General features: G+C 59.7%; 12 protein-coding genes, 1 tRNA gene and 2 pseudogenes. 3 read left to right on the forward strand and 12 right to left on the reverse strand.

Translation table 11 applies throughout. The features are described 5' to 3' along the window. Positions 1-16: 16 nt before the first annotated feature. Complete coding sequence (locus NKJ28_RS16570; RefSeq protein WP_352636477.1) at positions 17-514, reverse strand: prolyl-tRNA synthetase associated domain-containing protein; 498 nt, start codon at positions 512-514, stop codon at positions 17-19. A 228-nt stretch (positions 515-742) separates the two neighbouring features. Here NKJ28_RS16570 and NKJ28_RS16575 point away from each other — a divergent pair. Continuing rightward, positions 743-817: transfer RNA gene (locus NKJ28_RS16575), tRNA-Gly, on the forward strand. 136 nt (positions 818-953) lie between these two features. Here NKJ28_RS16575 and NKJ28_RS16580 read toward each other — a convergent pair. The 6 genes and pseudogenes from NKJ28_RS16580 to NKJ28_RS16605 form a co-directional block, all read right to left on the reverse strand. Next, the gene (locus tag NKJ28_RS16580; protein WP_023675982.1) at positions 954-3,179 is read right to left on the reverse strand and encodes a mechanosensitive ion channel family protein; all 2,226 of its coding nucleotides are present in this window, start codon (positions 3,177-3,179) and stop codon (positions 954-956) included. Between the two features lie 439 nt (positions 3,180-3,618). Then, a complete protein-coding gene (locus NKJ28_RS16585) occupies positions 3,619-4,689 on the reverse strand; it encodes an adenylate/guanylate cyclase domain-containing protein (protein ID WP_352636478.1) in 1,071 nt (356 codons plus the stop codon). 3 nt (positions 4,690-4,692) lie between these two features. Continuing rightward, entirely contained in the window at positions 4,693-5,184 is a 492-nt protein-coding gene (locus NKJ28_RS16590) for a Rab family GTPase (RefSeq protein ID WP_245274668.1), read from the reverse strand. A gap of 15 nt (positions 5,185-5,199) precedes the next feature. Further along, a complete protein-coding gene (locus NKJ28_RS16595; protein ID WP_352636479.1) occupies positions 5,200-7,695 on the reverse strand; it encodes an OmpA family protein in 2,496 nt (831 codons plus the stop codon). A 169-nt stretch (positions 7,696-7,864) separates the two neighbouring features. Next, positions 7,865-8,530, reverse strand: a complete 666-nt coding sequence (locus NKJ28_RS16600; RefSeq protein WP_031211579.1) for a DUF3450 domain-containing protein — start codon at positions 8,528-8,530, stop codon at positions 7,865-7,867. A 613-nt stretch (positions 8,531-9,143) separates the two neighbouring features. Next, a pseudogene (locus NKJ28_RS16605) lies at positions 9,144-9,289 on the reverse strand (IS110 family transposase); the annotation flags it as partial. Positions 9,290-9,450: 161 nt separating this feature from the next. Here NKJ28_RS16605 and NKJ28_RS16610 point away from each other — a divergent pair. Next, on the forward strand, positions 9,451-12,423 hold the full coding sequence (locus tag NKJ28_RS16610) for a trifunctional glycosyltransferase/class I SAM-dependent methyltransferase/polysaccharide deacetylase (RefSeq protein WP_352594341.1): 2,973 nt from the start codon (positions 9,451-9,453) through the stop codon (positions 12,421-12,423). 85 nt (positions 12,424-12,508) lie between these two features. Here NKJ28_RS16610 and NKJ28_RS16615 read toward each other — a convergent pair whose 3' ends face one another. Together NKJ28_RS16615 and NKJ28_RS16620 are read right to left on the reverse strand one after the other, a co-directional pair. Further along, positions 12,509-13,189, reverse strand: coding sequence for a redoxin domain-containing protein (locus tag NKJ28_RS16615; protein WP_023675975.1), 681 nt, complete (start codon positions 13,187-13,189; stop codon positions 12,509-12,511). A gap of 19 nt (positions 13,190-13,208) precedes the next feature. Further along, positions 13,209-16,508: an adenylate/guanylate cyclase domain-containing protein gene (locus NKJ28_RS16620; protein ID WP_352636480.1), complete on the reverse strand. Its 3,300-nt coding sequence runs from the start codon at positions 16,506-16,508 to the stop codon at positions 13,209-13,211. Between the two features lie 216 nt (positions 16,509-16,724). Between NKJ28_RS16620 and NKJ28_RS16625 the strand changes: the two are divergent. Then, positions 16,725-16,983: pseudogene (locus NKJ28_RS16625) on the forward strand (tetratricopeptide repeat protein); the annotation flags it as partial. Positions 16,984-17,047: 64 nt separating this feature from the next. Here the strand turns inward: NKJ28_RS16625 and NKJ28_RS16630 are convergent. The 3 genes from NKJ28_RS16630 to NKJ28_RS16640 all read right to left on the reverse strand — a co-directional run bounded on the left by NKJ28_RS16630 (position 17,048) and on the right by NKJ28_RS16640 (position 20,059). Next, complete coding sequence (locus tag NKJ28_RS16630; RefSeq protein ID WP_023675973.1) at positions 17,048-18,433, reverse strand: hypothetical protein; 1,386 nt, start codon at positions 18,431-18,433, stop codon at positions 17,048-17,050. A 203-nt stretch (positions 18,434-18,636) separates the two neighbouring features. Continuing rightward, a complete protein-coding gene (locus NKJ28_RS16635; RefSeq protein ID WP_023675972.1) occupies positions 18,637-19,161 on the reverse strand; it encodes a GNAT family N-acetyltransferase in 525 nt (174 codons plus the stop codon). A gap of 91 nt (positions 19,162-19,252) precedes the next feature. Continuing rightward, the gene (locus NKJ28_RS16640) at positions 19,253-20,059 is read right to left on the reverse strand and encodes a hypothetical protein (RefSeq protein ID WP_352577334.1); all 807 of its coding nucleotides are present in this window, start codon (positions 20,057-20,059) and stop codon (positions 19,253-19,255) included. Positions 20,060-20,212: the final 153 nt, after the last annotated feature.

Below are 20,212 nucleotides of genomic sequence, written 5' to 3' on the forward strand. Positions count from 1 at the left end.
GTCACCCATGTGGCGATCATGCCGAGACTTTCAAGATAACAGCATCATGTCCGGTTGCCTCGACGAATTTGACCAGGTCCGCGGCAGCGATGGAAGTCGTCGCTTCATTGGTCAGCGGGTGGGCATTGACCACCGCATGGCTCATCAGCTCCTGGTCCAAAACGACCTTGACCCTTCGCTCGGTGTCGTTGATCAGCCCGAACATCGTGACCGCGCCCGGGACGACGCCGAGAAGCTCCATCAGCATCTCCGGCCGGCCGAAAGACACGCGCCCGGCAGCGCCGATCAGATGGTGGATCTGCTTGAGATCGACCACCGCCTCCTCGTCGACGCTGACCAGGAAGAAATTGTCCTTCTTGTCCTTGAGGAACAGGTTCTTGGTGTGGCCGCCGGCGATCTCGCCGCGCAGCGCCTGCGAATCGGCGACCGTGAACAGCGGCGGATGCCGCCGCGTCGATACCTCGATCCCGAGTCCGGCGAGAAAGGCGAAAAGTTCGGCTTCGGTCTTCGGCATCGGTCTTTCTTCTGATGGTCGCTTTCAACGGCTTGTTCGGCTAACGCCGTTTACGGCCAATGATGCTGCCAAGACAAGCCCGTCGCGCAACGCGGGGCGATTGCCTTGCGACGTCTCGCAGGAGGCTTGTCCGCATTGCCGACGAAGCAAAAAGCCTGCGAATTCCCTGTTGCAATCGCCGCGCTCTTCAGCCATATAGGCGCGGCTTGCGGCCCAAAAGCCGCGCGAGCGGGTGTAGCTCAGGGGTAGAGCACAACCTTGCCAAGGTTGGGGTCGAGCGTTCGAATCGCTTCACCCGCTCCAGTTTCCTTGAGGGGAATCAAGCGATTAAGAGGCGCCTTTCGGGGCGCCTTTTGCTTACGTGGCGAAAAGAGTGTCCCTGCCTGCCATGAGCGATGCGCGGAAAGCCGCGCTGTGACCAGCAGGTGTCGCAGCTTTTCTATTCCGTTGTGCTAGCTTTTTTTCTGCGCCGAATAGTGTGCGACTGCGCGACGGCCATTTTCAACTCGGGCGTGATCTCCAACGGTGCATTCTCTGCCCCATGTTGGTTCTGTAGCCCCTGGACCTGGACGGTCGGAAATGGGAGTTCGATGCCCTGCTCCTTGAAGACCTGGCGGAGGCGTACATAGAATTTGCGTTTCATACCGAAGGCGCCTCCCGGCTTGGTTGTGGCCTTGACCCTCAATACGATGCCGTATTCGCCGAACTCCTGTACGCCCTGCATCTTGATCGGGTCGAGCACCCAGTGTTTGAACTCGGGATCTTCCGCCAGTTCGAGGCCGATCCGCTTGATCAGCTTGCGAGCGAAGTCGATATCGGTGTCATAACCAACGGTAATGTTGAATTTGTCGATAACCCAGTCACGGCTCTGGTTCTGGACTGCCCCGAGTTCACCGAAAGGTATCGTGAACAGCGGACCACGATGGTGGCGCAGCTTCACCGAGCGCAGCGAAAAGCTTTCCACAGTACCCTTGTAATTGCCCGATGAAATGTATTCGCCAACACGGAACGCATCATCGAGCAGAAAAAACACGCCTGAAATGACGTCCTTGACAATGGTTTGTGCCCCAAAGCCCACGGCGACGCCGACGACGCCAGCGCCGGCGATCAATGGGCCGATCTGGATACCCAGCGAGGCGAGCATCATAAGCACCGCCATCACGATGATCGATGCGAGCAGAATATTCTGGAGGATCGGCAAGAGCGTGTGCAGCCGTGCCTGCTGCGGATCGAGGATCGGGACGTCCTCGTCGCTGATCACAGGGTGCGGTGTTTCGATGCCCAGCTTTCGTTCGATCAAAGCTTTGATGATCGACCAGCCGAAGTCGGCGGCGAGGGCAATGACCACGACATTGATCAAGCCGCGCAATATGAACGTCGTCGTCGTATCGCTGTCCCGCATGGATTGCATGTCCAGACCCCAGACACGTGCGAGAAGGTAAGCCGCCGCCAGGATGAAAATCATTCGGATTCCGCGATCGATGACAGCGATCGTCACCGCCGGGATCGTGGGCCGGCCGACATCTTCCGAACCTGGCCGCAGAACGAAATTAACCCCGCGCTGCGTCACCACGATTGCCAAAGGCAGGAAGAATGCGGCGAAGGTGAACCAGAAGTATGTATAAAGGCCGGCGATACGCTGCAGGAACAGGACGACGAAATAAGCAGTCAATAGCCATGTCGCTTCCGTGTGACCGATGTGGCGCGCACCGTCTCGCTGCGTTCTTGGCCGACGCCAAATGGCGAGCAGCAGGAGCAACAGCAGCACGAAATCGGCGCCCAGTGACAGGACCATCATTCCGTCCTGATCGATGCCGAGACCTGGCAAGAGGATAAACGCGGCGCCGAAGAAGGCGAAGACGCCGACGATCCGGGGTAGCCAATAGGACCAATGGTCAGCCGCTTCGTTGGTGATCGGCAAAGCACGAACCTCGACGGCGTTCTCGACGTTCATGAAGGAAGGGACGAGCATCGCCATGACGTACATGCGCACACCCCATGTAACGACTGCCGCCATCAGAAATGTCAGTACAATCTCGCGGATAAGCATCGGCCAGTCGAACAACATGAACGCGCCGGCGCTGCCCAGTGCGAAAGAGACTATCAGCATGCTGGAATAAAGCAGGCGGCCACCAATCTTCTTGGCTCGCCCAACGGGCGTATCCTTCGGTTGCGCGATAATCCAAAGACGAAATGGACGGGTGAGCTTGAACGTTGCCCAAGTGAGTGCCAGGCCGGCAGCGATGAACATTGCAATCAGCACAAATACGCCGGCAGGCCCCTTGCTGGACATATCCTCCATCGTCTCTGCCCGAACGCGCGCGAACTGGCCTGGCAGCAAGGGCAAAGTTCGCACGATTCTTTCGATATGATGCCTGATCCCATCGAGCGTCGAGGATGCCATCGTATTCATCTGGCCTGGTGCGGCCACGGCGCCGGACGATGCGTCGGTCGGCGAAGCCCCTCTCTCGGCGGGCGCTCCCGTTGACCCGGCGTCCTGATTTCGCTGTTCGGCCACCCAGGCCTTCACTGACGGATCGTCGAGAAGCTCGAACAACTGTTTGACCCTTTCAGGCGGGACGGTCGCCGGCGCCTGCGCCTGCGCCTGACCAGCCAACAAAAGGGCGATCCCAAAGACGAGCGGCCTGGCAATCAGGGCAAACATCGCAGTCAGGTCTCCGAGACGCCGTGCCGGGCGCGCCAGGTTCCTGGCTCCCAATCGTCGAGTCATGAGTGGCATCGTGCTGTTAACCTTCCGGTCAGATCGGCGAGCAACGACATCTATGTCCGTTGTTGCCCTACCTTGAAGAAACCGATGTTGCGGTGCAAGACGTCATCGTTCCGAGCCAGACCGTTGCGCCGGGTACTTGGCGGTGTTTATTTAGCCGCGGGGGCAGGGCATTCCGACCTCGGCCCAGGCCTCCGGCCGTTCTATGAACTGGGCATCGACGTTAAATCTCAGGAACTGATTTCCTGAGTTGACCAGGACAGACCTTTGGCGGTCGCTCGGTGGTCAACTGCTTCGCGCACCGCTGCGGACATTCGAAACCATGATGTTGCTTGAGATGCAATGCGCTTCCGGGTCGGCACTGCCATGCGGCAAATCAGGCCGGGAGCCGCCACATTCGCACACGACCTGTACCACGCAATTCCGTTTCCTCGAGCGGGTCGCAAGCAAAATTTGGTCCAAGCAGTTGATGAGTTGCATCCGAAATACGGATTTCATCGGGCTCCGCGGACGTTTGGATACGTGCGGCGAGATTAACGGTGTCGCCCCATAGGTCATAGGCAAACCGCCTTTTGCCTATGACGCCCGCCACGATTGGTCCTGAGTGAATTCCAATTCTGAGTCTTATCGGTTCTCCTGCGAAGCGTTCGAGCTTAACCGCCTTCCGCAGTTCAAGCGCATAGTGCGCAAGGGCTTCCGCATGATCGGATCGCGCGGCGGGCAGGCCAGCGACCACCATCACACAATCGCCGATTGTCTTGATCTTTTCGCAGCCGTATCGCTCCGAGAGCAGATCCGCCGCTTTGAAGAAGTAATTTAAAATAGCGAGCGTCGTCACGGCTCCGACGTTCCGCGCTCGTTCCGTAAAACCGACGATGTCGGCAAAAAGCACACTCACCTCTGCGTAGTTGTCTGCAATTTCTTCGTGCGCTTTTAGCCGCTCCGCGATAGACGCCGGAAGAATGTTGAGGAGCAGGGCTTCGGCGCGCTGGTATTCACGCGACAATCCCTCTTGGCTCGCCCTCAACGCCTCGTTCATCGATTGTAATTTCTCGTTGAGTTGACGCTCCCTCTCTTGCAGGAGCGTCATTTCATAAGCCTTCTGTTGAAGTCGCTGCCTATTGTCGCGTTCGGCAGTGGCGTCAAGAAAGAGCAGCCACACGCAGGCATTGTCAGCAAAAAGATGGAGGTCCGCGACACGCCCGCTGGGAAGTTCGACCATGGCCATATCATATGGAAGCTCCGGGCAGGGCAACAAACCTTCCATGAATTCAAGCTGCTCGGCAACAGGCTTACCTATGCGAACTGACGAGAGTCCGTAATGTTTAACGTTACCGCCCTTCGCAGCTATGCAAAGCTGGGCGTCGATTTTCAGATATGCGACCGAGCGCTCGTTGTAGAAGAAATCGTAAATCCAGCTTTTAACTTCTCTTGGCAAGACGTGCATGGTTTATTTGCTGACCATCGAAGCAAGTTGACGAAACGCATCATCAACATGCTCACCCGAAAGCGCACTTGTTAGATAGACTTGCCATCCAAGTTGCCTCAGTTCGTCAATTTCACTATCCGATATTGCCCACCGATCGGCCAGATCGGATTTGTTGAACAGCAATACAAACGGCATAGCGCCGAATTCAGCCTCGGCCCGCTCGCGCAACGTGAGCGCCACGGCAAGAGTAGCAGCGCGTGTTCCATCGACGACAAGCACGAGCCCACTCGCACCTCGCACATAGCTGACGCGGAATGAGCCGATATCGTCTTCGCCGGCCAAATCCCACAAAATCAGATCCACGGTTTTGTCCGGGAATGCGACGCTCTTCTTGTCGATTTTCACTCCCACCGTGGTCAAGTAGGTTTCTGAAAAGATGCTTTGCACAAACCTGCGAACCAGACTGGTCTTTCCGACAGCGAACCCGCCCAACATGCAGATCTTCTTTTGCAATATCCTGGGCTCCGCCTAGTGGAAGTTTACCGTAACCGAAACTCTGCGGTTGGCGGAGTTCCCGGTTCGGCTATTTTCAATCTCCGCTGGCTCAAAGGTGCCCGCGCCGCGAACCAAGAGCAACTCCGGATCGACGCCGCGCTTCTTGAGAAGCGCACGAACTGTTTCCGCGCGCGCGGCGCTGATCGACAACTTGGCCGTTTCACGGCCCGTCTCGTCCGAATGGCCGGTCAACATGAACTGTGCTGTTACGCCTGCCTTGCGGGCGGCCTTGGCCAATTCCTTCAACTGATTCGCCAATTTGTCGAGAACCGGCAGTTGCTCTGGTCCCGGTACAGCCTTGCCAGAATCGAACAAAATGTCGACCGCTTGAATAGCCTCCCTCAAATGAGTGAGTTGCGGAGGGGTCAACTCACGCAGCTCGGAGATTTCTAGAGAGAGTCCGTCCGCGGACAGCTGTTGGGCGGCGACCCGCGCCCGATCTATCCAGGCGGCAGGAGCTTCACCCTGGGCAACGATGCGATCCTTGATGATCGAAAGCCGTACTGAATCCGGCGGAGTCAGCGACGCCATCAGCCGCTTCACCACGAACTTCGGATCAAGGCTTTGATAGAATTGCCACTGTGAATGAACGCGAGCAGGATCGACCCCTGTTCCGGACAGCAGAGCCTTCGGGTCGGCGGCCTGCGGGTCTCTCAGGCCGGAAATATAGAAATGTCCGCCCCTCGCCGTTTGTTGGGCGACGATGATTCCCGCTTGGGCCTCCAGTCGCGACACATAAGTCTGCCAGTGCTCCGCCGCGCGTGCTTCGGGGCTCACATCACGAACCTTGGAGATGTCGAATTCCGGTCCGCCTGCCGAAAGCTGTCGGGCCGCTGCGCGTGCGAGATCTATCCAGGTGTCGGGAGCCTCACCCTCGGCAACGATGCGATCATTGACGATCGAAAGCCGAACCGATTTCGGCGGGGTCAGCGACACCACCAGCCGCTTCAGGACGAACTTCGGATCAAGGCTCTGATAGAATTGCCACTGTGAATGAACGCGAGCAGGATCGACCCCTGTTCCGGACAGCAGAGCCTTCGGGTCGGCGGCCTCCGGGTCTCTCAGGCCGGAAATATAGAAATGTCCGCCCCTCGCCGTTTGTTGGGCGACGATGATTCCCGGTTGGGCCTCCAGTCGCGACACATAGGCCTGCCAGCGCTCCGCCGCGCGTGCTTCGGGGCTCACATCACGAACCCTGGAGATATCGAATTCCGGTCCGCCTGCCGAAAGTTGTTGGGCCGCTGCGCGCGCCCGATCTATCCAGGTGTCGGGAGCCTCACCCTCGGCAACGATGCGATCATTGACGATCGAAAGTCGTACTGAATCCGGCGGAACCAGCGACGCCGTTAGCCGCTTCAACACGAACTCCGGATCAAGACTCTGATAGAATTGCCACTGCGAATGAACGCGGGCGGGATCGACCTGCGTTCCGGCCAACAGAGCCTGCGGGTCGGCGGCAAGCGGGTCTCTCAGGCCGGCAATATAGAATTGGCCATCGCGCACCTTTTGTTCGGCAACGATGATGCCCGGCTGGGTCCCCAGTCGCGACACATAGGCCTGCCAGCGCTGCCCGGATTGCCAAGAAAGAAAGAACCAACCGCCTGCCGGAATCAAAACCAGCAGGACTGCAGCGACTACCAGCCACGGAAATCCCTGGTTTGATTCCTCCTGCTTCAGTTCAACGCAGGTCTGCAACTGCGTCTCTACGCCGGCCAACTGCGAACTGTCGCCGTCAAACTGCTCTAGAGCCTGTGAGCATTCATCATGGATGCGAAGCAATACATCGCGAATTATTTCATGTAATTCCTCCGGCGGATTTCCCCGGATCACCGCAACCAAGGTCGCAAACGGTCCAACTTCCGACCAGAGACGAAGCTCTCCGAAACGAATAGTGTCCAGGCCACTCTGTTCTTTCTCGTTAAATGAGTCTTTTACAAAATCTTGAATTGCACTAAGCATAGAAGAAATGAGTTGAGGGTCTTCGCTAGTTGCATTATCGGCAGTTACATGCGCTATCAAAAGCCCGGAATTGCGGTTGATGAGAAACACATGTTCCACACGATAGACAAGAGAATGCTTAAGAACAACTTCTGAGAAGCTTGCTCCTGTCCTCCAAGCTTCAAGTCTCCACTTGAGCCCATGCCAGGTAAATATATGTCTTAAAGTTTCATTCAGCGATTGAAAGGTCTGGTCGATCTTTTCGCCGATCGACTTGCGAATAGCCGGCAGAAACACCGGGTACAATATATCCGTCAGCGTACGCGGGCTCTTCTGGATGGACCGTTGCACGGCCCTCTCGACAGCTGGCGCAAGGGCCTCTCCGAGTTGCGCATGAGGCGCACGTGCGGCTGCACGGGGGAGAACGCTCCCCACTGCAGCCGCAAGCTGCTCGGGTTCGTCGAGCAGGTGCGTAACTCGTGAAAGCTCCGAAATTTCGCGGCCGACCAGCAACTGGCGCAGCGTTTCCATGCGAGGGTCGGTGGTTGGGATTCCGTCGAGACGCGCACGATAGTCCGGATCAACGTTCCGGGCAATTTCGATCAAAAGGCGAGCCAGAGCCTCGCGATCAATCTCTGTATCGTTCGAAGCTGCTCTTTGAGGGAGGCTGATTGGGTCGACAGTCGACGTCAAGTTCCGATCAACTCACTTTCCAGGTACGCTCCGAGTTGTTCTTGCTGCCGACGGGATCCTGATTTAGACATTTTGCAACCTCGACAAACAGGCCAGCCAAAAGATTTCGGTCGGTCTTGACATTGCCAAGATCGGAAAACATTTTCTCCATCAGCATCTGAATGCTTTCATTCTTTTGCTTGATTTCCTCACGCAGCAAATGATCGTTTCGATTTATCCGGTCCGCAACTTCCCGCTCAAGCTCGCTCAACTGATCCGACAACGCGCGCACCTGCTTTTCGAGCGCCTGATTTTGCTCGCGAAGATTCCGGTCAATCTCCTTATCGGCGTCGGCTCGCGCGTCTTTTTCGTTCCGCAATTGCGCCGCAAGCGAGTCGACCTGCTTCTTCGCATTTGACTCGTACATTTCAAGATTGCGCTTGGCCTCGGATTCGACATCCTTGAAGCGCTGCAAGACCCGTTCTTCAAGCTTGGAAAAGCGGCGGTCATAGTCCTGCATCTGGTTGCCGAACAGCAGATCACGTATCTTGTCGACACCTACAGCGTCGCCGGGGGCCCCGCTCTCGCGAGCCTGGCCCGCCATGAAGGTCAGCCCGCTTCCGTCTGCATTACTTATCAGATTTGCGTCCGCTTTATTTGCTGAAGAAGCGGTATTCGAAGATTCCTTGGCCATCTTTATGCCCCCTTCTTTGAACAATTGCCACAGTGCACCACTCAGAAACCAGCAAGCATGCCAGCAAAATACCCGGCTCGCAAGCCGGAATCTTCTTGGCTTAAGCCAATTCGTGCCTCCCTTTTACATCTCTTGGACTAGCAGCAAATGCACGAGTTCCGATTGATGTCGCTCTCGCATCTCTTTGTGATAGCAGCCATAACCGGCTAATCTAATCGATCATTGGACGCAATCTACTATCGAAATGAGTAATACAATGTCAGGCTATAGCTACTGGAGCGCAATTAAGTAGCGCAGACTCATTAGAAGTGTCTAAAGTAGCTGGTCTGGCGGTGCACGTACCGTCTCGCACCCGGCTGTATACTGCGACGATCAGCTTCCGATGCGGGCCCCAACGGTAGAAGGAAGGTCTTCTTTCGCACGGAGAATGGCTGTTCGAGAATGCACCTCGGAATCGAGGCGTTTCGGTCGATAGGAGGGGAGCGACAGTCCCAATAACTGCAGTCATTCACACCAAAGCTTCAGTGGGCGGCATTTGTTGCGCCCCCAATTGCAAAAGACGTCAGGTTGCCATAGCTATTGCACTCATACGGTGCCCGGGACCGCCGCCTGTGGTCATGGCGCCGACTCCGGGGATCGACATGAGTATGCGGCATGCTTGGCTTTGACGTGCATCTGCGACAGCTGGCGCCCAAGCTCGGCGGCACGGATGCGAATGCTGCGCCAGGCTTCCAACTTCGGTAGCACGACAGGAGCAAGCTCGCTCTGCAGCCAAATGGCGGCGTCGCGGCGGCTCGGAAGAGTTCGCAGGAGACTGTTTGGACGCAGCGTCCCTGAGGACCGTTTCCTTTGGCAGGAAATCGCCGGCTATGTTTCGGGACTCTTGTTCTACCTTCGAACCAACGCGCGGGTTACACGGCGTGGCGCATAATCCCTTGGTTTCAATCGTGGTTCCTGCGCACAACGCGGAGGTAACGCTGGCGCGCGCACTCGATTGCCTTCTCGATCAGGAAATAGTGGATTGGGAGGCGATCATCGTCGACGACGCCTCCACGGACCGCACCCCCGCGATCATCGCCGGTTATGTGGAGCACGATGCCCGGTTTCGGACATTGAGCTCTTGCGCGTATAGCGCCGCTGGCGCGCGCAATAGCGGGATGTCGACAGCGCGCGGCCACTGGCTCATGTTTCTGGATGCGGACGATTGGGTGGGTGCCAGCTTCCTTGCCAAAATGCTGGCCGCACTGAAATCCGCTCCCGATGCAGTGGCTGCCTATTGCGGTTCCCGACGCGTGATGCCCGATGGCGAACTCACGGCGTCGAGCATCGCGACGGAGGTTGCGATCCAGCCCTTCGAAACATTCGCCCGCCGGTGTGCCGTCCGCACTCACGCGCTGCTGGTCGATCGGGAGATAATTGTCGAGTTGGGCGGTTTCGACGTGTCGCTGCGCACCTGCGAGGACTGGGATCTGTGGCAGCGCCTCGCACGTCTAGGCAAAAATTGGGTGATGGTCGACGAGCCGCTCGCTTTTTATCGGGTCAGCCCCAACTCGCTCAGCCGCAATTCGACGCAGGTGCTGGCAGATGCGGAAATCGTGATCGCCCGCGGCTTTTCCGCCGATCCCAGGGTCAAACACCCGGCATCGGCTCACGCCAATGGAGCGACCGACGCGAACGGCCACACCGCTTCAGAAGCACTCGCGTGGTTCGCGTTGTGGAACGCCGCATCGGATTGCGGCTGCGGCTCGCGCTCGATCAACCCGCAGTCCCTGCGCACGCTCCCGGCAGGACGTAAGTGGGCGCGTGAGATCGCCAAGGTGGCCGTCGATGGCCTTATGGTAGGAAGCCTGTCGGTGCCAGCGCAATTGGCTGCCAGGTGGGACAGGTTCGGCGGCTCCCTCACCGAGTTGATCATCGAACTCGGCAAGGTCTGGAATAATCCCGACGCGGCTCGCCGCGTGCAGTATCACTTTGAGCAAATGCTGCTCGATGTCGACGATCTTGCCGCGCCGCGCAGGCTGGCGCGGACACTTGGAATTCGTGTCGACGCGCGAAATCCGGCCTCGATCGAAGTGCCGGAAGGAATCGATCAAATCTATGCCCATCTGATGATGGATGGCCAGATCGAGGCTCTCGTGCAGTTCGGCGTACTCGGGAGAGTGACAAGGCGTCATTGGATTGAATTGATCCTGAATTTCGTGCCCCCTGAGCGGCCTATGCACAGTGCCGCGCGACTTGCGAGGCGATCGCCTGTAGATGCACCGCAAAAGGGCGCCGGTGCCGACAAGTCAAACATGTTTGCAGCCGAGGTATTGTTGTCCATGGCGGGACGCCGGTCTGATCGGGACAGCCATTTCGGCAAACTCGCGGGATTGGCCGCGGAAGCGCAGGCGCTGGTTCGGTCGAGCGCCGAAACTAAAGAGCCTTTTACAGCGCCGCGCCGTGCACGGGCCGCGGATGGGCGCGACAATGATCGCACATCTTTCTGGAATCGCCATTTCGCGACCGAGGATCCCTGGAACTACGGTTCGCCCTATGAGCAGGAAAAATATGAGCGGCAGCTCGAAATTCTGCCTGCCGGTCCCATCGGACGGGCGCTTGAGCTGGCCTGCGCGGAGGGCCACTTCACGCGGCAGCTGGCGCCGCGCGTGGGCCATTTGACCGCAACTGACATCTCCGCCGTAGCCGTCGGACGGGCGCGCGCGCGATGCAGCGATCAGCCGAATGTTGAGTTCGGCGTACTGGATTTCTCTGCGGACACGCTGCCGGGCGAAATGGATCTGATCGTGTGTTCGGAAGTGCTCTACTACCTGGATGATCTCGCCGATGTGCGGCGCATCGCCAAAAAACTCATTGAGGCGTTGGCGCCTGGCGGCAGTTTCATCAGCGCACACGCATTCGTGCTACGAGACAATGTTGGAAGGACGGGCTTCGACTGGAACACATTCGGTGCACAAGCGATCTCAGAGACGCTGGCAGCGACCGACGGCCTCGTCCTCGAGCAATCGATCCAGACCGAGCTCTACCGCATAGATCGCTTCCGCCGCTTGTCACCAGGCGACGTGGCGACGGAACCGATGGTAGATCATGTGCCAATCCGCGCACCCGTTGAAATCGGGGTCGCGCGAAATATCGTCTGGGGCGGGGCGCGGGCCTTGCGTCGCGACGTGGCACGTAGCGAGCGGCGGCAGCGTATCCCCGTCCTCATGTATCACAGCGTCGCCGATGATGGTCCGGCCGCGCTCGCCCGTTTTCGGCTCGCGCCCGCCGCATTCGCCAGCCAAATGGCATGGCTGCGCGCCAATGGCTTTCACGCGATTAGGTCCGAGCAGCTGGAATGGTTCATCGTCAACCGTCAGCCTTTCGTTGGCCGCCCAGTGCTCATCACGTTCGATGACGGCTTCCAGAACTTTGCCGACCATGCCTGGCCGGCCTTGCGCACGAACGACCTGACCGCGGAAGTGTTCCTGGTGACGGACCTGGTGGGTGAAAGCGCACAATGGGACGCCTACAGCGGCCCGCCGACGCAGCTTATGGACGCCGGGACGGTGCGACGCCTCGCCGGCGAAGGTGCGTTCTTCGGAAGCCATCTGGCGACGCATCGCGCGATCGATGGTCTGTCGAGCTCTGACTTGGCCGCCGAGCTCCTGCGCTCTCGTATGTTCATCGAACGATGGACCGGTCGGCCAACCACGGCGTTCGCGGCACCCTTCTCTGTCACCGACCGACGGCTTGGCAGGCTGGCCAAGGAGTGCGGCTATCGAATCGGCTTCGGCGGCAGACACGGGCCGGCGGACCTCGATTGCGATCCCATCGACCTTCCGCGCATCGAGATTCGCGGAGATCACTTGCTCGATGACTTTGTTGGCAAAGTCGAGGCCGTGCTCGCATGAACGGTGAACTTGTCAGTATCTAGATTTGTAACAAATTGGTTCCGCTTTTTATTCGGTGTCCCGCCCGCTTACCTCGTTCGCAAGTCTATTGGGCGACTTGGGATACGGCTGACATCAGCTCCTGCGGGCTTGGCGCCCCAAACATGTATCGCCCACCCTCTGGAACCTCCGTGAAGCTCCAGCGGACGATCCCCTGCCGGTCCAGCAGGAACTGACCGACCAATTGTCCGTGTCCCGTTGCTAGCATCTGCTCGTCGGCTTCGGTCAGCTCGTAATGGTCCCTCTTGTTGAGGATTTCGCTGGCCGCAAGAGGATCCATAGGACCGGGCAACTCGCCTGGTATGTCGACCCGCATATCCTTTGCCGCTGCCATCGAGACCTTGTACGGCCAGTTCGTCTCGTTTTGGGTGAATTCGAGATTGGGCAGTCCAAAAGCACGATGTGAAGCGCGTTCAGGATCGGAGGCCGCAAGCAGATTCGGCATCGGATGGTAGCGGAAATAGAGACGCGCCCGTTCGATCGGCGTGTTGACCACCGTCAGGCTCTCCACGCCCTTTTCGCGCAGCTCCGGATCAAGCCGCGCCTGGGCGGCGATATGGCGCCGGCAAAACGCGCAATGCAGACCTCGAAACAGGCCGACCAGCACCGGTTTTTGGCCGCGAAAATCGTCAAGCGCGATCTTGCCTTCCTGGGTAATGGCGTCGAGTACCACGTTTGGCGCACGGTCGCCCGGTTGAAGCGGCACCAAGTCACTACGCGCGGACATTTCCAACCTCCAACCCCGGCTAGTCGAGAAAAGGCAGCACCACAAGCGCTTCCGGGTCGAGCCCGTGCTGGGCGCATATACCCTGCGCCAGGGAAAAGTAGCGTTCGGCCTCGGCCAGATTGTCGAGGTCGAGATTAAGCGTTGCAAGACCATCATAACACGGAAACAGCAGTTGGGGTTCGCCCGTTTCGCGAGCTACGTCCAGTGCTTCGTGGAACAACCCAACCGCCAGGTCCGGACGGCCGTTGCACTGGTGGATCTGCCCAAGCACGATCAACGGCACCGGCAGGTGCTCGCGCTGGTCGAGCGCCCGGTCGATCTCGATGGCCTTCTCGGCAGCAGGCACGCCCTCCGTTGGACAGCGATCCGTGAAAGTACAACAAGCGACCGCCAGATTGGCGAGGAGGCGCGCCTGGAAACCCAAATCACCAATACGGCGCGCCACTTCAAGACCGCGCCGACAGACCTCCATCGCCTTTGCGGGATCGATGGTCGTGTAAAGCACGCCGAGATTGGTGTAGCCGCGGCAGGCCGCGCCCAGCAGACCGGCGGCTTCGGCCAATTCAATGCTACGCTCAACCTGACGCACGGCCTCACGGTTTCGCCCAAGGCGAGCCAGCGCGACAGCCTTGGTATTGAGTGCCTCGGCGGTCACAAGAGTGGCATCACACCTTACCTCGGAGACATGCTCCGTTGTCAGTGTGCCTACGCAATCCAGCGCCGCGTCTGCCCATTTTGCCGCGAGAGCGTGATCTCCGCTACGGAACGCCTGTCGGCCACGTTCTTGCCACAGATGCGCCTGCTCGATCGGGGCATCCGCTCCATCGAGGAGCGCTGCCGCCTCAGCATAGCGGGGTTCTGCCTTGTCCCGCTTGCCGACATCCCAGAGTAGCCGACCGATCTTACGCAAAACTCGCGCCGAGGCGACGCGATTGGCCGACTCGCGGTATGCCTGCAACACCGTCTCGTAGTGGTGGTGCGCGATCTCGCGGCGGCCTGCCGGGCCGCTCAAATCGGCAATGCGCTCTGCAATTGCCAGTTTGAGCGGTGTTTGCCCGATCGCGCCCAACGCAGTCAGTGCTCGCTCGTAGAAACGAAGGGCGTCGTCGTTGGCATATATCATGCGAGCGCGATCGCCTGCCGCCTGCAGGTAATGCGCGCCCTTCTCCCGCTCGGCGCTCTGTGCAAAATGATGACCGAGCACGGTCAAATCCTCGAGCCGTTCCGGCTCGTCGCCGCCCAGTTGCTCCAAGGCAGCACCGATCCGCCCGTGGATTTCGGTCCGGCGTTGCAGGAGCAGATTCTGGTAGATCACGTCCTGCAGCAATGTTTGCGTAAAGCGGTAGCTTTGAGACGAGACCGAGCCTGATCCGGCAACTTCCTCGATGATTTCCGCATCGCAAAGCAGTTCGCAGCCGGCTTCGAGCCGGCCGGGATCGGCTGTCACGGTTTTCAGAAGTGTGGCATCGAAGCGCGGGCCGATTACCGCGGCCTCCTGGGCCAACCGGCGCACCTCTTGGGGCAGCCGGTCGACGCGGGCAAGCAACATTGCCTGGATAGTGGCGGGGATGCCGGTTGCGACTTCGCCTGCCACAGTCCGCCATCGCTGGCCCTCTCGCATCAGTACACCGCGATCGATAAGGCCGCGAACGATTTCCTCTACAAAAAGGGGGTTGCCGCCCGCGCGCTCGAGGATCTGGTCGACAAGCCCTCCCGCGGAGCTTACCCAACTCTCGCCGAAAAGCGCTGCCAGCAGGCTGCGTCCGTCATCATTGTTGAGTGGCGGAAGCCTGAGCGCTGTGTGACTGACCCGACTTGAGTCGAGCTGGTCGTTGTCCGGCGCCGGACGATGCGTGACCAGCAACATCAACCGCGTGCGTTCCAATCTGTCCATCACGAAACGTAGTGCCTCGAGCGACACGGCGTCGGCCCAGTGCAGGTCTTCGACGACAATCAATAGCGGCGACAACGCAAGCCGCCGTTCGATGATTGTGCGGACTGCGTAGAGAATTTGCCGCCGCAGCTGCTCGGGCTCGACATGCTGCAAGGTGGCATCGGGGTCGCCAAGGCCAAGCACATGGTAGAGCAAAGGCATCAGCCGCTTCGCCTCCTCGCCCTGCAGGCCGAGATCGGCAAGCAAGCCTGCGAGCTTCCCCCGCATTTCGTCCCCATTGTCGTTTTGCATCATCCCGGCAGCGCTGCGCACCACTGCGCCCAAGGCGCCAAAAGATTGTTCACCCCGCGGTGAGCACGTGGCCTGCCGCACGGCAACGTTGCGAAAACGCTCCTCGTCGCCGACGCGGGCGACGAACTCCTTCACCAGCCGCGATTTCCCGATGCCGGCTTCTCCGACGAGGCGGACAAGTTGGGCCGAGCCGCCGCACGCCTGGTCAAGGCTCGCCATCATTCTATTGAGCTCCGCACCACGACCTATTAGCGGCGCACTGAGGCCGAGCGCCTCGAGCCCGCGCGCTGCACGCGGCACCGCTAGCGGTGCGTCCAGTCGATGAACGAGCACGCTGCCAGCCTTGCCGCGAAACACGACATCACCCAGCGACTCGTAAGAGAAGGCATGCCGGGTCAGCCTGTGAGTGAGCTCGCCTACCAGCACCTCACCCGGTGCGGCCAGCGATTGCAGGCGTTGCGCCGTATTCACTGTGTCGCCGGTCACGGAATAGGATCTGGCGGTGCCGATGCCCAATCCGCCAGTAACGACCGGACCAGTGTTTATGCCGATGTGGAGTAACAGAGGCGAGCCGGAGTGGGGGGTGCTTTCGCCGAGCCGCGCCGTCCGGGCGATCATGTCGAGAGCGGCGCGAAGCGCACGTTCCGGATCGTCCTCATGCGCGACCGGCGCACCGAACAAAGCGAGCAGTGCATCGCCGATGAATTTGTCGACGAAACCACCAAAGTTTCGCACGGCCGCCGTCAATTCCTTGAACAGTTTGTTCTGCAGCGCTTGCATGACCTCGGGGTCGAGCTGCTCGCTGAGTGTCGTAAAGCCGCAAAGGTCGGCGAACAGGACCGTTACCGTCCGGCGATCGGCGTCAGAGACGGGATGCAGCCCTTCTTCGCTTTCGATGTTCGGAAGCAGCGACGGAGTTCGAGAAGGCGGCACAATGGTCCGGCTTGGTGCCGGAGCAGGCCGTTCGACGGCTTTTGCGGGCGCACCGACGCTTGCCCCACATTTCGGACAGAACTCGAAATCAGGTGCGCAGGTGTAGCCGCAACTGGCGCATGGCACGGGCTGGCGCCTGCCACACCTCGGACAGAAGGCGTAACCGCCCTCAATCTCGAAACCGCAGCCCGAGCAGTCCATCGAACAAGACCTCACTAGTGGCCGTGACGGCGTGATCTCGCCCGCACTTCACGGCCAGACTATTCACAAGGATGCACCGATAGTCGTCGACGGGCAAGCGGCAGCGAGCGATCCGTGTGGGTCCGGTGGCAGAGCGCTGCCCATTCGGGCGGCTGCGTGGCCGTCGTCTGCGAAAGTTCCCTCTTACCCTCCGTCTTCCTGCTATCATGAAGATGAGAGGCCGTTGACCTCTTGATGCAACGGGCTGACTCGCAACGCTGTCACCGACGTCTCGCGCGCTTCCGGCCCGCAGCTACGGCCATCTGGGCCGTTTCGCCGAAGCCCGCGCGGCATGGCAGGAGGTGCTTCGCGTCAATCCCGACTATTCGTTGGAATACCGTCGCAAAGTCTTGCCCTACAAGAACCGGTCGATTTCGAACACGTGGTGGATGGGCTCCGCAAGGGGCGGTGCGGTGCAATGACAGGTGAGGCCTAGGCGGCCGGATCAGACGCTAGAGGCTCCCCGATAGATCGCCGTCGCTTGCGGTTGCGCACTAGTCTCAGGTCGGCTTGATCTCTGCCTGGCCGATCTTGCGCCATCTGGCGTTTTCGCGAACCAGTTTCAGGTCGTCGGTCGTCTCGGCAAATGTCCGCAATCGGTATTGCCGGAGCAGGTTTGGGAAGAGCGCCACTTCCGGCAGGCCGGCAAGCTGCTCGCGGACTGAGATCTTTTCATCGATGACCCGCATGCCCCAGGCATTTTCCCGAACCTGCAGCTCCGCGGCCAGATCGCGCTCTTCCGGCGCGTTTTCGTCCAGCACGGCCAGAAGGATCGAGTGGAAAAGCGCTACGTAGCCAATCTGTCTCAGGCCGCCCACGACCCGCACGCGCGGCAATATGGCAAGGACGAGGAACGTCAGGAACAAGTTCGGCAGCAGCACGCCTTCCAGCAGCGCCCGCCTGAGATGTGGCCGCTCGAACGGGATGGAAAGACCTTGCGGCCTGTCAGGCTCGATCAGGTGCCCGTTCTCGAGAACGAGCTTGCGCACGCGCTCCTCGCGGATTCCCCAGAAATAGTCCGTGGCATTGGGCAGGAATCTGCCAAATGGGCTCGATGCGGCCTCTTGCCAGGCATGTTCGAGACGCTGGCGTCTTGCGGGTTCAATGAGCAGCCTGGAAAGAAGGCTGCCGTCATATTCCAGATGCCGCGCCATGGCAGCCGCGGCGGCCCGATCATCGATGAAAACCGGCAGGGCCATGCCGGCACGATCCCAATTGGCGACCAGATCCTGGTTCAGGGCAGTCAGCGCATCGGCGGCGGTTTCAAACACCTTGTCCTGGCTGGCAAGCAGTGTGCCCAGCCAGCGGCTGGCATCCGTTTCGTCGCCCACCGCTTCGAGCGCGCGCTTGTTGAGGGAGACGGGACCGGCCACGCAGGCGCTTTTGCGGCACAGTTTGTGGCGCCCCATGCCAAACAGGTTGATCTTGTCGTCGCCGACGTCGAGCCATCCCGGCCCCTCCCGGCCAACTGTCTCCATGGTCATTGTCGTTCCCATGAAGCCGACGAAGGCCGACAGCCCGTTTTCGACCGCGCCGAGCCAGGCAAGCAGGAGGGCATCGAAGGTGATCCGGTCCATCAGAAGCAGGCAGTGCAGGCCGGACTGAATCACCGGTCTGTGCTCGAACTCGTCGAGGGCTTTGCCGATCTCGTCAGGCTGCATGATCCTACCGAGGCGCTGATGCAGGACTTCGCGCAGGATCGAGCGGGCAGCGATCGCCGGGCCCGATGCAGGCCTTGCCACCGGCCGCCAAAGATGGCGGGCGTAGTCGGAAACCGGTGCATTCCAGTTCTGCTCGATGTCGCGCACGACCTCCGGGCAGAGCAGCGACAGCACAGCCAGAATTTCCACCGGAGGGGTAGGGCTTGGGTCAAAGACGGCGGTCATTGGTCCCGTCTAGCCGCTTGCGGTGCAAACGCCAAGCGAGACCAGACTTGCTGGATGCGGCCGGCCCACACATAGATCGTCAACTCGATTAAGATGGCGTGAGACGAAATGGCCGTATCCTACGCAGCTCTCCATGAGCAATCACCTGTTCGCTCCGCACGAATTGTCAGACTGGCTAAACAGCTAACGCCAAACAGCGGATCTTAGAACCGCAGCCGGGCCATGCTCAGGAGGTCGTGGTACTGCCCGTCGGTAAAGCCGGCCTTCACATGCCGGCCTTCGATCTCAAAGCCGTGGCTCTTGTAGAGACGGAGGGCCGGTTCGTTGTCGGCATAGACGGTCAATTCGACCCGCTTCAGGGCGCGCCAGTTGTCGGCCACGTCAAGCAGCGCGCCAAGTATGGCAGAGCCGATACCTTTGCCGACAAAGGCATCGTCAAGGCCAACATTGATCTCGCCGATATGCGAACGGCGCGGTGAACCCTGCACGACCAGGCTGCCATGGCCGACGACCTTGCCGTCCAGCTCGGCAACGATCCAGGTGGTTTCCTGGCCGGACTTGGCAATGCGCCGCGCCACCTGCTCCACCATCTCGAAAGGCATCCTGAACGTGCCCCAGCGGAAGCCCGGCATGTTGAAGATAGCGCAAAGCGCCTCCGCATCGCTTGGCCGGACGGACCGCAGCAGCGGCTGGATTTTCTCGGAGGGTGGCGAGGTCGTGCTGGTCATGGCGTTCCCGGCGAAGGCAATCGGCCCGGTACGATGCACCGGACGCCACCTGAAAATCCAGCCGTCTCTGACCTATGATGCCGATTGCGAGCTAAAAATACCGGGAGGCGGCGTAGAGTTTGAAGACGCCGCTGATGCCTATCCAGCCGAAAAGGGCGAGCCAGCACAATGTCCCGGTCGCCGTCCAGTCGATCCGGTGCACAGCAGCGTCGGTGATGACGACGCCGAGGATGGCAAGCAGGCCAACCAGAAACTGCGCCAACCCGAGCACCAGCAGTTCCTCGCGCGGCGCGCTTCTCCAGACGAGATATATACCGCCCGCACCGGCGAGGAAGATGGCGCTGTAGACCTGAGCGTGGAAGGCATCGATCGGCCATGGCCAGATGCCACTGAATGTCAGGGGAAACAGCAACAGGCCGACGCCATAGAGCCCAAGGATCGCGGATTCCGCCGGCATGTAGCCGCTCCATGCGGGATTTAAGGTCACGCCTTTTGCAGAAGGACGGGCCCTGGCCCGCCACAGGAACAGCCCGGATACCGCGACCGAAGCAAGATAGACCAAAAACCACAGCCAGGGTGCTTTGCGCTCGAAGTTGAAATAGCCGAGATTGATGAACGAAGCCACCGACACGATGACGGTGAAGATGAAGGCCATGACGAGCACGAGCCTGCCGGGCGACCAGCGATTCCAGACCAGCAGTGCCGCCATCACGACCATTTCGGCGGTGTAGAAGCCACCGAGGAAGCGCGCATTGAACGGCGTGACGGCCCAAGGCCAGCCCGGTTTCACCAGCGCAGGCATGAAAAACAGGCCGGCGCCTACGATCAGGACGATGATGACCACCGCAGAAAAAAGGCGCAGGGCCGCGGGAAATGGCGGATTGTCGGATGTCGGCATGGGAGAAAATCCCAAAGATGAATGCTCCATGGACCATCATAGTGCTGCTTGCGGCCGGTTAAAATCCGCCGAATGGAAATTGAACGGTCACCAGGCTTATCCATTCGAATGGCCGTACGGTCCGTTTCGAAGTAAGATGGAGCACTCGGACCA

The sequence above is a fragment of the Mesorhizobium sp. M0145 genome (assembly GCF_040322355.1).
Taxonomy (GTDB): Bacteria; Pseudomonadota; Alphaproteobacteria; order Rhizobiales; family Rhizobiaceae; genus Mesorhizobium.

Coding starts and splice junctions, on each gene's coding strand:
- NKJ28_RS16570 (WP_352636477.1), bottom strand. CDS start 514: ATGCCGAAGACCGAAGCCGAACTTTTCGCCTTTCTCGCCGGACTCGGG.
- NKJ28_RS16580 (WP_023675982.1), bottom strand. CDS start 3,179: ATGTTTGCCCTGATTGCCAGGCCGCTCGTCTTTGGGATCGCCCTTTTG.
- NKJ28_RS16585 (WP_352636478.1), bottom strand. CDS start 4,689: ATGCACGTCTTGCCAAGAGAAGTTAAAAGCTGGATTTACGATTTCTTC.
- NKJ28_RS16595 (WP_352636479.1), bottom strand. CDS start 7,695: ATGGAAACGCTGCGCCAGTTGCTGGTCGGCCGCGAAATTTCGGAGCTT.
- NKJ28_RS16600 (WP_031211579.1), bottom strand. CDS start 8,530: ATGGCCAAGGAATCTTCGAATACCGCTTCTTCAGCAAATAAAGCGGAC.
- NKJ28_RS16615 (WP_023675975.1), bottom strand. CDS start 13,189: ATGTCCGCGCGTAGTGACTTGGTGCCGCTTCAACCGGGCGACCGTGCG.
- NKJ28_RS16620 (WP_352636480.1), bottom strand. CDS start 16,508: ATGGACTGCTCGGGCTGCGGTTTCGAGATTGAGGGCGGTTACGCCTTC.
- NKJ28_RS16630 (WP_023675973.1), bottom strand. CDS start 18,433: ATGACCGCCGTCTTTGACCCAAGCCCTACCCCTCCGGTGGAAATTCTG.
- NKJ28_RS16635 (WP_023675972.1), bottom strand. CDS start 19,161: ATGACCAGCACGACCTCGCCACCCTCCGAGAAAATCCAGCCGCTGCTG.
- NKJ28_RS16640 (WP_352577334.1), bottom strand. CDS start 20,059: ATGCCGACATCCGACAATCCGCCATTTCCCGCGGCCCTGCGCCTTTTT.